General features: G+C 42.0%; 13 protein-coding genes. 3 read left to right on the forward strand and 10 right to left on the reverse strand.

Going from position 1 to position 14,440, the window contains the following annotated elements:
- The 8 genes from bamA to rimO all read right to left on the reverse strand — a co-directional run.
- Positions 1-1,467, reverse strand: a 1,467-nt coding sequence (gene bamA, locus B3X18_RS02715; RefSeq protein WP_286935110.1) for an outer membrane protein assembly factor BamA, incomplete at its 3' end; no start/stop codon positions are given.
- 24 nt (positions 1,468-1,491) lie between these two features.
- Positions 1,492-2,847, reverse strand: coding sequence for an RIP metalloprotease RseP (gene rseP / locus B3X18_RS02720; RefSeq protein WP_005404177.1), 1,356 nt, complete (start codon positions 2,845-2,847; stop codon positions 1,492-1,494).
- A gap of 2 nt (positions 2,848-2,849) precedes the next feature.
- Positions 2,850-4,046: a 1-deoxy-D-xylulose-5-phosphate reductoisomerase gene (gene ispC / locus B3X18_RS02725; protein ID WP_005025674.1), complete on the reverse strand. Its 1,197-nt coding sequence runs from the start codon at positions 4,044-4,046 to the stop codon at positions 2,850-2,852.
- Positions 4,047-4,871: a phosphatidate cytidylyltransferase gene (locus B3X18_RS02730; protein ID WP_005025673.1), complete on the reverse strand. Its 825-nt coding sequence runs from the start codon at positions 4,869-4,871 to the stop codon at positions 4,047-4,049.
- Between the two features lie 3 nt (positions 4,872-4,874).
- Positions 4,875-5,624 (reverse strand): polyprenyl diphosphate synthase, encoded by a 750-nt coding sequence (gene uppS, locus B3X18_RS02735; protein WP_005014617.1) that lies wholly within the window; start codon positions 5,622-5,624, stop codon positions 4,875-4,877.
- 3 nt (positions 5,625-5,627) lie between these two features.
- Complete coding sequence (gene frr, locus B3X18_RS02740) at positions 5,628-6,182, reverse strand: ribosome recycling factor (protein WP_005014619.1); 555 nt, start codon at positions 6,180-6,182, stop codon at positions 5,628-5,630.
- A 77-nt stretch (positions 6,183-6,259) separates the two neighbouring features.
- Positions 6,260-6,988, reverse strand: a complete 729-nt coding sequence (gene pyrH / locus B3X18_RS02745; protein ID WP_005014620.1) for a UMP kinase — start codon at positions 6,986-6,988, stop codon at positions 6,260-6,262.
- A gap of 58 nt (positions 6,989-7,046) precedes the next feature.
- The gene (gene rimO / locus B3X18_RS02750) at positions 7,047-8,390 is read right to left on the reverse strand and encodes a 30S ribosomal protein S12 methylthiotransferase RimO (RefSeq protein WP_005014622.1); all 1,344 of its coding nucleotides are present in this window, start codon (positions 8,388-8,390) and stop codon (positions 7,047-7,049) included.
- 366 nt (positions 8,391-8,756) lie between these two features.
- On the opposite strand from rimO, the gene glnL reads away from it, so the two are divergent.
- The 3 genes from glnL to B3X18_RS02765 all read left to right on the forward strand — a co-directional run bounded on the left by glnL (position 8,757) and on the right by B3X18_RS02765 (position 12,163).
- Positions 8,757-9,866 carry a nitrogen regulation protein NR(II) gene (gene glnL, locus B3X18_RS02755; RefSeq protein WP_005014623.1) on the forward strand — a complete coding sequence of 370 codons (1,110 nt, stop codon included), beginning with the start codon at positions 8,757-8,759 and terminating at the stop codon, positions 9,864-9,866.
- Positions 9,853-11,328 (forward strand): nitrogen regulation protein NR(I), encoded by a 1,476-nt coding sequence (gene glnG, locus B3X18_RS02760; RefSeq protein WP_005405448.1) that lies wholly within the window; start codon positions 9,853-9,855, stop codon positions 11,326-11,328. Before glnL ends, glnG begins: the two co-directional genes overlap by 14 nt.
- Positions 11,329-11,527: 199 nt before the next feature.
- Complete coding sequence (locus B3X18_RS02765; protein ID WP_026444100.1) at positions 11,528-12,163, forward strand: hypothetical protein; 636 nt, start codon at positions 11,528-11,530, stop codon at positions 12,161-12,163.
- A gap of 62 nt (positions 12,164-12,225) precedes the next feature.
- On the opposite strand, the gene prpC is transcribed toward B3X18_RS02765, so the two are convergent.
- Together prpC and prpB are read right to left on the reverse strand one after the other, a co-directional pair.
- Positions 12,226-13,368: a bifunctional 2-methylcitrate synthase/citrate synthase gene (prpC, locus tag B3X18_RS02770; protein WP_005405565.1), complete on the reverse strand. Its 1,143-nt coding sequence runs from the start codon at positions 13,366-13,368 to the stop codon at positions 12,226-12,228.
- 4 nt (positions 13,369-13,372) lie between these two features.
- The gene (gene prpB / locus B3X18_RS02775; RefSeq protein ID WP_017401069.1) at positions 13,373-14,257 is read right to left on the reverse strand and encodes a methylisocitrate lyase; all 885 of its coding nucleotides are present in this window, start codon (positions 14,255-14,257) and stop codon (positions 13,373-13,375) included.
- Between the last annotated feature and the right edge of the window lie 183 nt (positions 14,258-14,440).

Raw genomic sequence — 14,440 nt, forward strand, 5'->3', positions numbered from 1 at the left:
GCGGCTGACGCCATCAATGGTAAAGTATGGATCAGTTACGCTCAGATTATAGTAATCTTGAGTTTCCGAACGGGACAGGTCGATAGATACACGGTTACCCGTACCTAAAAAGTTAGTTTGGCTTAAACCGGCCTGGAACGTAATACCGCCACTTTGTGAATAGCCAACTGCTAGTGTACTAGTACCAGAGTGCTGTTCTTTTACATCGACATTTAAGTCAATCTGATCCGGTGCACCCGGTATACGTGCCGGCTTAATCGTAACATTCTCGAAGAATCCGGTACGTTCAAGGCGTACTTTAGAAAGGTCAATTTTTTCATTACTTGCTAATGCGCCTTCCATCTGACGCATCTCGCGACGCAGTACTTCATCTGCTGTTTTACTGTTACCGGAGAAGTTAATACGCCGTACAGTAACCTGCTGGCCTGGATTAATATAGTAGTTTAAATCTACGATACCAGTTTCATTATTAATTTGCGGTGCAACATTCACTTCGGCAAAGTAGTAACCAGCATTACCATACTTACGAAGTAATAGTTGTTTGACTGCATCTACTTTTTCTTGTGAATATGTATCGCCATCTTTATAGATTTTTAGTGCTTTGAGTTCATCAGGACTATAAAGCGCATCGCCCAAGAACTTGGTCTGGCCAAATTTAAACTGCTCGCCTTCATCTACAGAAACTTCAATAAAGATATGTTTTTTATCTTCACTCAAGTTCAGGTTAGAGTTATTGATTTTAAAATTGATATAACCACGATTCAGATATAGAGCGCGTAAAGCTTCCAAACTTGCAGCCATTTTCTCACGTGCATAACGGTCATTACGTGTAACAATTGAGCTCCAGCTGCTTTCACGTACTGCAAAAACCTGTTTGATCTCGTCTTCTTTAAAAACGGTATTACCAATGATATTGATATCAACCACTTTTGCTGCAGTGCCTTCAACGAACTCAAGTTTCAGGTCTACACGGTTATTTGGACGGGCAATAGTCTGTACACGTACATCTGCATCATAACGGCCTTGCTGGGTGTACTGCTGCTCAAGTTCAGTTTCAATTGTCTGAATTGCAGACTTCTTAAATACTTCTCCTTCAGCCACGCCCATTCTTTTTAAGCCATCTTCCAGTGCTTCTTTTGGAATCAGCTTATTACCCTGAAACTCTACTTTAGAAATAATTGGTCTCTCGACCACATTAAATACCAGTATATCATTTTCTTTGGAAGCTTTAATATCATCAAACAGGCCGGTAGCATAAAGTGCCCGTACAGCATTTGAAATCGCTGCATCATCTACCCGATCACCACTGTTAATGGGTAACATGGTAGAGACACTTGCAGGCGACAGACGTACAAGTCCCTGTATTTTTATATCACGAGCAATGAACTCGTCTGCTGCATATACTTGTTGTACTGCTGCCATAGCGCTAACAAGAGCTAGAGGCATAAATAGATGTGTGTGCCGCATAGTTAGTTTATTCCATCATCTACGTCATAAACGCATAAAATCATTAAATAATGCCAGGAGCATCATACTACCGAGCAGTACCATACCAATTTTCAAACCAAATATTTGTATTTGTTCAGAAACGGGCTTACCACGAATCGCTTCAATAAAATAATAGACTAAATGTCCGCCATCAAGCATTGGTATTGGAAGCAGATTTAAAATTCCCAAGCTTATACTCATTAAAGCCATAAAAGAAATAAAAGTTTGCCATCCCATCTCGGCACTTTGGCCTGCCACCTTGGCAATTGTAATTGGACCAGACAAATTATCCAGACCGATCAGCCCTCGAACCATTTTAGCCATCGAGTTCAAAATCATCCCGGAGATTTGACCAGTTTTATCTACTGCCATCATTAAAGCTTGTGCAGGATTATATTGAATTGTTTGTTTATATTCGTCAGGAATTGTAACTTTACCTGGCGTACTTTGTACTCCCAGCATGCCAATGACATTTCCCATATTGTCTCGTTGCCCTTGTGGCATCACATCAAGCTGCCTGATTTCGCCATTACGCAATACATCTATCTTTAGAAGCTTCTCTGGCGATGCTTGCACGATTTCAACTACATCGAACCAGTCCTTCATTTTTACGCCATCAATTGCAACAATCTTGTCACCTTCCTTTATTCCCTGACGTATCGCTGCACCATCTTCGCTCAGCTTGGTCACCACTGCCGGAATCTGTGGACGATAAGGAATAAAACCCAAAGTTTCCAAAGGAGATTTACTTTGATCTTTTAGGAAATTCTGTATTGGTAGACTAAACTGTTGTAATTGTCCCTGCCGTTCAACCTGAACCTGAATCACTCCAGTTTCACCAGCACGATCTACTATAGCGTAATTTAATTTTTCCCAAGTGCTCACTGGTGTGCCGTCTATAGCAGTAATTTTGTCACCGGTCTGCATTTGCACAGCTGCAGCGGGGGTACCGGGAAAAATCTTGCCTACACGTGTATTTAACTGCTCTTGTGAAGGCAGGAATAAAATCCAGAAAAGTACAATCGCAAATACCAGATTAATGAGCGGCCCCGCCGCAACAATAGCAATACGCTTCCAGGGAGACTGGCGGTTAAATGCCTGCGGCAAGTCTTCTTCAGCAACATTTCCTTCACGCTCATCCAGCATTTTGACGTAGCCACCAAAAGGCAAGGCTGAAAGCTGATACTGAATACCTGATTTTTTTGATTTCCACTTGATCAGGGTTGGCCCAAAGCCAATCGAATAAACCTGAACTTTTACACCCAGTTTACGTGCCACAAAATAGTGTCCAAACTCATGAATTGCAATCAGCGGTCCGAGTAAAAGTATGGCTGCGACAATCATAAACAAAGCATTCATCATCAGCTTCTCATTTTTCCAATAGAGTCAAATGCAGCTTCACGCGCTTGCGTATCAGCCTCAAGTATGGTCTCAAGCTGTTCTGCAGACCTATTGTGAACGGTATTTAAGGTCTGCTCAACTATTTCAGCAATATGAGTAAAACGGATTTGTTCTTTTAAAAAAGCTGCGACTGCCATTTCATTGGCTGCATTTAAAATTGCAGGGGCTACGCCTCCCGCTTTCATTGCTTCTCTTGCGAGCTTTAACGCAGGGAAACGTACGATATCCGGTTCCTGAAAATTCAATTGCTGCTGTGCAAACAAGTCAAGTGCAGGTACATGAGTCTGTATACGCTCAGGCCAAGCTAATGCATGAGCAATCGGTGTGCACATATCCGGATTCCCCATTTGTGCCAAAGTTGAACCATCTACATATTGCACCATGGAATGAATAATACTTTCTGGATGAACCACAACTGTCACAAAGTGCTCAGCAATTGAAAATAGATGACAGGCTTCAATTAATTCCAGCCCCTTATTCATTAGGGTAGCTGAATCAACTGAAATTTTTTGTCCCATTGACCAGTTTGGATGCTTACATGCCTGCTGTGGAGTGACTTCATGCAACTGTTGAAGACTATGCTGACGGAATGGGCCACCTGATGCAGTAAGCAAAATACGCGACACCCCTTTTACAGGTTTGCCATGCGCATCAGCATTCATATAGTCATGAGGCAAACATTGAAAAATGGCATTATGCTCAGAGTCTACCGGCAAAAGTAAAGCCTGATGATCTCGCGCTGCACGCATCATAATGTCACCAGACATAACGAGTGCTTCTTTATTAGCTAGCAGTACTCGCTTACCTGCTTTAACAGCGGATAAAGTCGGTAAAAGCCCGGCTGCTCCGACAATTGCTGCCATCACCACATCAACTTCCGGATGTTCAGCTACGGCTATCAGGCCTGCCTCACCACTCAAGATTTGAATATGGCTGAGCTGCAAATCCTTTAAATGCCGGCTAAGCTGATCCACACGGTCAGCGGGCACTACAGCTATTTTAGGCTGATATTGTCTGCATATCTGGGCAAGCTCATCTATACGGCTATAAGCACTTACTGCAAACACCGAATATTGATCTGGATGCTGCTCCAATATTTTTAAAGTACTCTGACCAATAGAGCCTGTAACACCCAATATACAAACAGATTGTGACATCTATAAATCTACACCAATAAGTTTTAACAGATACATACCCGCTGCAAATATAGGTGCAGCGGCCAGTAGAGAGTCAATACGATCGAGTACACCGCCATGTCCTGGAAGAACACGACCGGAATCTTTAATGCCTGCGCGGCGTTTAATCATGGACTCAAAAAGATCACCCAGTACTGAACCTAGTACCGTAACTACAGAAAGTATAATGAAGAGCAGATATTGAATCAGTGTAAGATCGAGATAGATCCATGCCACCACAACGATAATAATAGCGGCTACGCTTACTCCGCCGTATAGGCCTTCTACCGATTTATTTGGGCTAACCGAGGGGGCCAGTTTTTTTCGTCCAAACTTACGACCAACAAAGTAAGCACCACTGTCTGCACCCCAGACCAGCAGAAACAGATACATCAGCCACCAAGGTGAACTATGCCAGACTGCAAAAATTGCTGTAACAGCCGCACAAATAAGAATAATACCAATACCCTTAAGTGTAGCATTGTACCAGTTATCATATTCAGGGTATGACTTTACCCAGTAAATACTAAAAATCCAAGTTAAAATAGAGGCAGCCCACAGTAACAGGGCAATATCATTTAAATAGAGAACCAGAGCCGAGATGGCGGCACTGAGAACACCATAGCACCAAGCAATCGGTTTTATCACATATTTTGTAGTTCTGGGCATGAGCTTAAACCACTCATATCCTGCGACCCCCGCTGCCAACACCATAAGCCCTAACATTGGATAATCTGACTGGGTAGCAAACATGCAGCTCAGTACTACTGCTACCAACACCAATGCGGTAATTATCCGCTCTAACATTTATTAATTCTCAAGTTTCTTTTGTTGGATTTGCTCTGAAGTTTTGCCAAAGCGCCGTTCACGGCTATTAAAAATGTTGAGCGCGTGGTTGAACTCATTTACGGTAAATTCAGGCCATAGCGTCGGGGTGAAATATAGCTCGGCATAAGCAGCCTGCCAAAGCAGGAAATTCGAAAGCCGATAATCTCCGCCGGTACGAATCAGCAGATCAACAGGAGGTAAATCTCCAAGCGAGGCGTACTGTCCGAACAAATCAACATTAATATCTTCAATCTGGATTTTCTGGTTTACTGCATCTTGAGCAATCTGCTTTGCAGCTTCTGCAATATCCCACATACCACCATAACTGACAGCGATAACAAGCGTCATTGTGCTGAAATTAGCAGTCCTTTGTTCAGCTTGCAACATTAATTCACGCAAATGTGCAGGTAACCGTGAGCGATCTCCGATAAAACGCAGACAGATATCGAACTTTTCCATCCGTGGCATCTGGTCATGAATTGTCTCTTCAAGAAGAGACATGAGCAACTCGACCTCAAACTGCGGGCGATTCCAGTTTTCACTTGAAAACGCAAAAACAGTTAAAGCTTTTACACCCTGTTCTACACAGCACTCAACAATAGGATCGAGGACATTTTTACCTTCACGATGTCCTTCACCTTTTTGCATCTGATTCTTTTTAGCAAAGCGGTTGTTGCCATCCATAATGATGGCAACATGCTCAGGAAGATGTTTCTCTTCGGATGCGGTCATGAATTAGACCTTCATCAATTCAGCTTCTTTGGCGGCCAAACGTTTATCAACTTCAGCAACATATTTGTCAGTAATTTTCTGGATCTCTTCACCAGCACGGCGCTCATCATCTTCAGAAATTTCTTTTTCCTTCAATAATGCCTTGATATCACCTAGAACGTCACGTCGAATATTACGGATAGCAACTTTAGCATTCTCAGCTTCTGTACGGGCAACCTTCTGCATATCACGACGGGTTTCTTCAGTCAGTGCAGGCATTGGAACACGAATAGCATCTGCAGTAATCGGGTTCAGACCCAAATCACTTTCACGAATTGCCTTATCAATTGCAGAGACCATCGTACGTTCAAAAGGCTGAACCACCAGAGTACGGGAATCTTCAACACCAACGTTTGCAACCTGGTTTAATGGTACATCAGAACCATAGTAAGGAACCATAACGCCATTTAAGATAGACGGATGGGCACGGCCAGTACGGACTTTAGCAAAACCCTGTTCCAAAGACTCCAGGGACTTTTGCATACGCTGTTCGCTGTCTTTTTTAAGGTCGTTAATCATATGTGATTTTCCTTACTTTAATAGAATCAAAGGAGTATAAATAGCAATAGTATAAAGAGCTTTAGGTCACACGTACATTAGTTCGTAACGTGCGTACCTTCTTTTTCACCCATTACCACTGAAAGTAAAGCACCTGACTTATTCATATCAAATACTTGTAACGGTACATTGTGATCACGGCATAGACAGATTGCTGTTAAATCCATCACACCTAGCTTCTCATCCAATACCTGATCAAAAGTTAAATGATCATAACGGACCGCATCATCATATTTGCTTGGGTCTTTATTATAGACACCATCAACTTTAGTAGCTTTTAGAATCAGGTTAGCCTCAATTTCAATACCACGCAGGCAAGCCGCTGTATCAGTTGTAAAGAATGGGTTACCTGTACCTGCTACAAATACACATACTTCGTTCTGGCCCAGATGACGAATCGCATCACGACTAGAGTAAGACTCAACCACCGTACCAATCGGTAATGCTGACATTAACCGGGTTTTGATGTTACGGCGCACCAGAGCATCACGTAGGGCCAGGCCATTCATCACTGTAGCCAGCATGCCCATTTGGTCCCCTGTTACACGACCTACCAAACCATCTTTTTGCAGCTGACTTCCACGATAAAGATTGCCGCCACCTACCACAATACCTACCTGTACGCCCAGACCTACCAAGTGCGCAATAGATAAAGACATTTGATCAAGCACATTCGCATCGATACCCATGTCTTTATTACCTGACAGGGCTTCACCTGACAATTTAAGCAGGATGCGTGAATAACGCGGGCTATTACTATCTGCCATAATTTCACTCCAAATCGGTTTAAAATTAAATTCTTTTTTGTATATTAAGCTACGGTGTTTAAACCGACTTGATACGGATCAGCTTTGCAAACAGGTCATATTCATCTGCATCTGTAATTTCCACCTCAAGCAGATCGCCGGACTTGATCTGGCTCTTATCAATATCTTCTACAAATACATTACCATCAATTTCTGGCGCATCAGCATAAGAGCGGGCAACAGCAACTGGAAATTCTTCTTCCAGATTATCAACTAGCACCGTCATAGTTTGACCAATACGCTTTTGCAGTTTTGCAGCTGAAATTTCCTGCTGTACCTGCATAAAACGCTCATAACGCTCCTGCTTTACTTCTTCTGGCACATGATCTGGCAGATCATTTGCAGTTGCACCTTCTACAGGTGAATAGGTAAAGCAGCCTACACGGTCAAGCTGAGCTTCTTTGAGCCATTCCAGCAAAATTTGAAAATCTTCTTCAGTTTCACCGGGGAAACCTACTACAAATGTCGAACGAATCACGAGATCAGGACATTTTTCTCGCCATACTTTTAAGCGTTCTAGCGTATTTTCACTATGCGCGGGACGTTTCATCAACTTCAGAATACGCGGACTGGCATGTTGGAATGGGATATCCAGATAAGGTAAGATCTTACCTTGCGCCATTAAGTCAATAACAGCATCCACATGTGGGTAAGGGTAGACATAATGCAGACGCACCCAAATTCCCAGTTGCCCTAGTGCTTCACACATGTCGAAGAATTTGGTTTTTACCGGCTGTCCATTCCAGAAATCAAGCTTATACTTGGTATCGACACCATAGGCTGAAGTATCCTGAGAAATGACCAGAATTTCTCTTACACCGGCACGCTTAAGTGCAGCAGCTTCTTCAAGCACAGAACCAACCGGACGTGAAACCAGATCACCGCGCATACTTGGAATAATGCAGAATGTACAGCGATGATTACACCCTTCTGATATTTTTAAATATGCATAATGTTTAGGGGTCAGACGAACGCCCTGTTCAGGAACCAGATCAATAAAAGGATTATGCTTGGGTGGTGCCGGCACATACTGATGTACTGCAGACATAACATCTTCATACGCTGCTGCACCAGTCACTTTCAGGACATTCGGGTGCATTTGGCGAATCTTGTCTTCATCTTTTCCAAGACAACCGGTTACAATGACCCGGCCATTTTCACTCATGGCTTCGCCAATCGCATCCAAGGATTCTTGTACTGCCGATTCGATAAAACCACAGGTATTTACAACAACTAAATCAGCACCATCGTAATCTGATGCTACTTGATAACCTTCAGTTTTCAACTGAGTTAAGATTCGTTCAGAATCTACCAATGCCTTAGGACAACCTAAAGAAACAAAACCGACTTTGGGGGACTTCATGAATCCTGCGCTCCACTAGAATGCGCGTATTGTATGTCTTTTCTTGTTCCAAGCATAGGTTAAATCCCGACTCTTTACGCAATGCACCAATATACATCCAACATTATATATAAATGTTATAGTTGCACCAATTTGGTTCATAATATTTTTTACTTAAATAAGTAGACATTTTATAATTTAAGTATTTTTTATGTTTTTAAATTTAAAAATTTAATTATATATTTCAAATTATTAGTCCTTATAAACTAAAAAATTTTCAAATCTTTTAGAGTTGGCTTATATTTTGCTTAATCTTACTTAAATGAAGTCATGAAAGAGTTTTATGAAGAAAGCATTGCGCTATTTTAATACAGGAATGATCAAATAATGGAGCAATATACAGAAATTGACTATCGTTTACTTGTAGACCACTTGACTACAGCAATTTTACTTGTCGATAGCAATCTCGATATTTTCTACCTGAATTCTTCTTGTGAAGCACTGTTTGATATTAGCCTGTTACGTGCAAGTGGCCTTCCTGTTATTAATTTACTGCAAACACCGGATGATACTTTTAATACAGAAGAAGCACTGCTCAACACTTTTAAAACAGGCCAGCCTTATACCCGCCGTGAGGCAATTGTTAGCGTCAATTTTAAGGATATTCATGTAGATTATACCGTTTCAGAGCTAAATTCGGGTAAATCCTATCACCCCCTGCTCATAATCGAGATTAATCCGATTGACCGCATGCTCAAAATTTCCAAAGAAGAGAACTTTATTCAGCAGCATCAGGTCGCACGGCAATTGATCCGTGGTGTAGCACATGAAATTAAAAATCCGCTAGCAGGTATCAGAGGGGCCACCCAGCTACTGGCACGCAGCCTGAATGACCCGCAATATGCAGAATTTACCGATATTATTATTAATGAAGTAGACCGGCTTAGAAATCTGGCAGATATCATGCTGGGTTCGCGTCAGCTACCAAGCTATGAAAATGTCAATATTCATGAACCATTAGAACGTGTACGCTCATTAATTGCCAATCAAACTAAAAATAAAATCAAGATTGTGCGGGATTATGATTTGTCCTTACCTGAAGTTCATGCTGACCGCGATCAATTAATTCAAGTTATGCTCAATATTGGTGCAAATGCAGTACAGGCAATATCAGAAAACAGGGATTTTTTTGTGCATCACCGGCCTGAACTTATTTTTAGAACACGTATACAGCGACTGGTGACAATTAATGGATTATTACATCGCTCTGCTATACGTATAGATATTGAAGATAATGGACCGGGTGTTCCAGAAGAGATACAGGAATCTGTTTTTTATCCACTTGTTACCGGACGTGCCAAAGGCACTGGACTAGGTTTAAGCATTGCACAGAACATTATGCACCAGCATAACGGCATGATTGAATGCCAGTCTGTTCCAGGACAAACCATATTCAGCTTATATTTACCTTGGGAGTTAAACCATGCCGCAAAATAAAATCTGGGTTATTGATGATGACCGCACCATGCGCTGGGTACTGGAAAAAACTTTCAAAGAAGAAGGTTTCGAGGTAACAAGCTTTGAAGAGGCTCAATCTGCCCTGGATCAGCTTATGCTGGCACCACCAGATGTTATTTTAACCGACATACGCATGCCTGGTATTGACGGGCTCACCTTTCTAAGTAAAGTCAAACAGAGTAACCCCGATTTACCAGTCATTATTATGACTGCACATTCTGACCTTGAATCTGCAGTATCAAGTTACCAGACAGGTGCTTTTGAATATTTACCCAAACCTTTCGATATCGATGAAGCCTTGGCTCTGGTACAGCGTGCAATTTTGCATATCAGTAAATTGCAGCAACAGGAATCCCGAGTTACTGCTCCTATCCAGTCAACCGAAATAATAGGTGAATCGCCGGCGATGCAGGAAGTATTCCGTGCAATTGGCCGTTTAACACAGTCTCATATCACTGTCTTAATCAATGGTGAATCGGGTACAGGCAAAGAGCTGGTAGCACATGCTTTACACAAGCATTCACCACGAAAAAACAAACCATTTATTGCCCTGAATATGGCGGCTATTCCAAAAGATCTGATTGAAACTGAACTGTTCGGTCATGAAAAGGGTGCTTTTACCGGTGCAAACAGTCAGCGTCAGGGACGTTTTGAACAGGCCAATGGCGGAACTCTTTTTCTTGATGAAATTGGAGATATGCCTTTTGAAACACAAACCCGCCTTTTACGTGTATTGGCCGATGGCGAATTTTATCGGGTGGGTGGACATATATCAGTAAAAGTTGATGTCCGTATTGTGACTGCAACTCATCAGGATTTGGAAAAACTGGTTCACGATGGCCGTTTCCGTGAAGACTTATTTCACCGTTTAAATGTTATCCGGATTCATATTCCTAAACTTGCGCACCGTAGTGAAGATATTCCAATGCTGGCTCAGCATTTCTTGGCGCGTGCAGGTAAAGAACTGGGAGTTAGCCCCAAAATACTGCGACAGGAAACCGTACAGTATATGCAGCAACTTCCTTGGCCGGGTAATGTACGTCAACTTGAAAATACCTGCCGCTGGCTAACGGTCATGATTACTGGCCGAGAAATTTATCCAGAAGATCTTCCTCCAGAACTTAAACAGATACCCATCCAGAGGGCTGAAGACGTCTCCATTTCATCTCCTAGCATACAGCGTGCCTCCAGCCAGCAGTGGGATGAACTGTTAGGTCAGTGGGCGATTCAGAAACTGCAAAATGGTGAAATGAAAATTCTGGATATTGCCACACCCCTGTTTGAACGTACTTTGATTCAGGCAGCACTGCAACAAACTCGTGGACGTAAACGTCATGCTGCCGAGCTTTTAGGCTGGGGTCGTAACACGCTAACTCGTAAACTCAAAGAACTGGGTATGAGTACAGCCGACGATGAGATCGAAGAAGAAGTTGAAGATTAACTTCTTCCTGTTATCAATAGCACTTTTTTAAAGTGCTATTGAAATTATTTACTTTTTATTGCTTATAACCAGCTTGGAGTAATTAAAAGAATAAGTAAAAATCTGTTTTATTGCTGATGGTCCCTATGTAAAAGTCTTCTTTAAAAATTTACCCGTTTATGGCATTTATAGCTTATGACTATCTGATAGGACAAAAGCTATGTTAAAGCCTATTTTATTTACTATACCTTTATGTGTAGCTATACCTATGATCAGTCATGCTACAGTTGGTGGTGGGCAGTATATTGAATTTTTAGGGTATGAACCTACCGACAAAAAAGTTTATCTGTTACGCCATTATGAAGACGGACGTGGCCGCCTGCCGCAACTTTATTACTATCAGTTTTATAAAGCTAATCAATCACCCAAGCTGTTTAAAGTAAATTCTTTATATATTAATCAACGCACCCGGAAGATTGATTATGACCAGTCAATTGATGTACTTCGGCCTGAACTCAATAAAATAAAACAACGACTTCAACCTTTACAGCTTATTACTCCCAAAATTTTTAATATTCATATTTTAAAAAAACAGCAAACGAATGTGCCAGCAATTTGGATAGATAAAACTCTCAAAGTACCTCAATACACTTATCAATATAAGGTGAGTTCTATATGGTTCAACAGTCAGCTACAGCAGGCTGTCAGCTATAAACCTTCACTTTCAGTCAAACAAGCATATTATATTCCCGCACAAAACCAAGTCTTGGTAACAGTACGTTATCTGGCATTTCCTGAAGAAACGGGCTATACCACTGAAGACCCGATTTCTTTAACAGTAAAAAGTAAAATATAACGCTAAATTTATACTTCATAAAAAAGCAGAGGCATTATGCCTCTGCTTTTTATATTTCAGTATTAAGCAGACTGCTTGCTACGCTCAGCAATAGGTATAACTTTACGCAGTTCATGACCGATATAATCAGCGCTTGGGCGAATAATACGGTTATCTGCACGCTGCTCCATTACATGAGCAGCCCAGCCAGTAACACGGCTCATTACAAAAATCGGTGTAAACAGCTTTGTTGGAATACCCATAAAATGATAAGCCGAGGCATGGAAGAAATCCGCATTACAGAATAGCTTTTTCTCGCGCCACATGACTTCTTCACAACGTACCGATACCGGATATAGAACAGTATCTCCGACATCTTTCGCAAGACGCTCAGACCAGACTTTAATAATCCCATTACGCGGATCATTGTCTTTATAGATGGCATGACCAAAGCCCATGATTTTTTCTTTACGTTCCAGCATGCCCAGCATCTCACGCTCAGCTTCTTCTGGAGACTGCCAGTTTTCAATCATATCCATAGCGGCTTCATTGGCGCCACCATGTAACGGACCACGTAATGAACCAATTGCGCCAGTAATGCACGAATGCATATCAGATAAAGTAGAAGCGCAGACACGTGCAGTAAAAGTTGAAGCATTGAATTCATGCTCTGCATACAAAATGAGTGATACATTCATCACCTGTTCATGCAGTTCATTGGGTTTTTTACCGTGTAACAAATGCAGGAACTGTGCACCAATAGAATCATCATCAGTACTTTCTTCAATACGTACACCATCATGACTATAGCGATACCAATAGCAGATAATTGCTGGTAAAGTCGCCAGGATACGGTCTGCGATATCCTGCTGCTGGTCAAATGATTTTTCTGTTTCCAGATTTCCCAGCATTGAAACACCAGTACGCATAACATCCATCGGATGTGAATCAGCCGGGATACGTTCCAGTACTTCTTTTAAAGCTTGGGGCAGTTGGCGCAAAGACTTTAACTTCGCCTTGTAAGAAGCCAGCTGCTCAGCAGTCGGCAACTCACCAAAGAAAATCAGATAAGCTACTTCTTCAAACTGACAGTTTTCTGCCAGATCCTGTACGTCATAACCACGATAAGTCAGGCCTGCTCCACTTTTTCCTACAGTTGAAAGTGCAGTTTTACCAGCAACCTGTCCGCGCAGTCCAGCGCCTGTCAGTACTTTTCCTTCAGCCATTGTTTTAATTCTCCTGCTTGAAGAGTTTGTCTAAGGTATTTTCAAAAGAGTGATAATCTAAAAATTCGTAAAGTTCTTTTCGTGGCTGCATTTTATCCAGCACATTTACCTGTGTACCTTGTTCACGAACGGAGCGCATTACTTCAAGCGCTGCTTTTTGCATGGCGCGTGTTGCAGAAAGCGGATACAGCACCATACGAATGCCCTGCTCAGCCAGCTCTTCCGTTGTATAATACGGCGTATCACCAAATTCAGTGATATTGGCCAGTACTGGTACACCTACTGCATCGCATACAGTGCGGTACATGGTAATATCGGTCATGGCTTCGGCAAAAATTGCATCTGCACCTGCTTCAACACAAGCACAGGCACGGTCAATTACTGCCTGCAGGCCTTCTTTTTGCAGCGCATCGGTTCGTGCCATCAAGACAAAATTGGGGTCAATTTTTGCATCGGCTGCAGCTTTAATACGGTCAACCATTTCCTGCTGTGACACAATTTCTTTATTTGGACGGTGTCCACAACGTTTTTGGGCAACCTGATCCTCAATATGAACTGCCGCCGCACCTGCACGGATCATCTGTTTAATACTGCGGGCAATATTAAAAGCGCCGCCCCAGCCTGTATCGATATCAACCAGTAAAGGAGTATCTACACGTTCAGTAATACGGCGTACATCTTCTAGAACATTATCTAGACTGGTCATGCCCAGATCAGGTAAACCGTATGAATAGTTCGCCACACCTGCACCTGATAAATATATTGCTTTATAGCCTACCTGGGTTGCCAGCATGGCTGCATAGGCATTCACTGTGCCCATGATCTGTAGCGGTTTTTCTGCTTCCAATGCTTGTCTAAATCTTAAACCTGCAGACATTTGTTGTGTCATGATCTCTTCCACAGTTCTTTCTATCGTTATTGAATTTTCAGTATAAGGTTTAATCTTTTAAACCGGTATGGCCTTTTAGAATACAGACTCTAAAACTTTAGTCAAAGAAAAATGAATCCATTTTCATTTTTTTGTTTATTAAATTATGACTGACAATAAGCTTTTGAGACCACACAGCGTTAC

This window comes from Acinetobacter sp. UBA6571, from assembly GCF_002434085.1.
In the GTDB taxonomy this organism is placed as follows: Bacteria; Pseudomonadota; Gammaproteobacteria; order Pseudomonadales; family Moraxellaceae; genus Acinetobacter; species Acinetobacter radioresistens.

Coding starts and splice junctions, on each gene's coding strand:
- B3X18_RS02730 (WP_005025673.1), bottom strand. CDS start 4,871: ATGTTAGAGCGGATAATTACCGCATTGGTGTTGGTAGCAGTAGTACTG.
- pyrH (WP_005014620.1), bottom strand. CDS start 6,988: ATGGCAGATAGTAATAGCCCGCGTTATTCACGCATCCTGCTTAAATTG.
- glnG (WP_005405448.1), top strand. CDS start 9,853: ATGCCGCAAAATAAAATCTGGGTTATTGATGATGACCGCACCATGCGC.
- prpB (WP_017401069.1), bottom strand. CDS start 14,257: ATGACACAACAAATGTCTGCAGGTTTAAGATTTAGACAAGCATTGGAA.
- prpC (WP_005405565.1), bottom strand. CDS start 13,368: ATGGCTGAAGGAAAAGTACTGACAGGCGCTGGACTGCGCGGACAGGTT.
- glnL (WP_005014623.1), top strand. CDS start 8,757: ATGGAGCAATATACAGAAATTGACTATCGTTTACTTGTAGACCACTTG.
- frr (WP_005014619.1), bottom strand. CDS start 6,182: ATGATTAACGACCTTAAAAAAGACAGCGAACAGCGTATGCAAAAGTCC.
- rimO (WP_005014622.1), bottom strand. CDS start 8,390: ATGAAGTCCCCCAAAGTCGGTTTTGTTTCTTTAGGTTGTCCTAAGGCA.
- uppS (WP_005014617.1), bottom strand. CDS start 5,624: ATGACCGCATCCGAAGAGAAACATCTTCCTGAGCATGTTGCCATCATT.
- rseP (WP_005404177.1), bottom strand. CDS start 2,847: ATGAATGCTTTGTTTATGATTGTCGCAGCCATACTTTTACTCGGACCG.
- B3X18_RS02765 (WP_026444100.1), top strand. CDS start 11,528: ATGTTAAAGCCTATTTTATTTACTATACCTTTATGTGTAGCTATACCT.
- ispC (WP_005025674.1), bottom strand. CDS start 4,046: ATGTCACAATCTGTTTGTATATTGGGTGTTACAGGCTCTATTGGTCAG.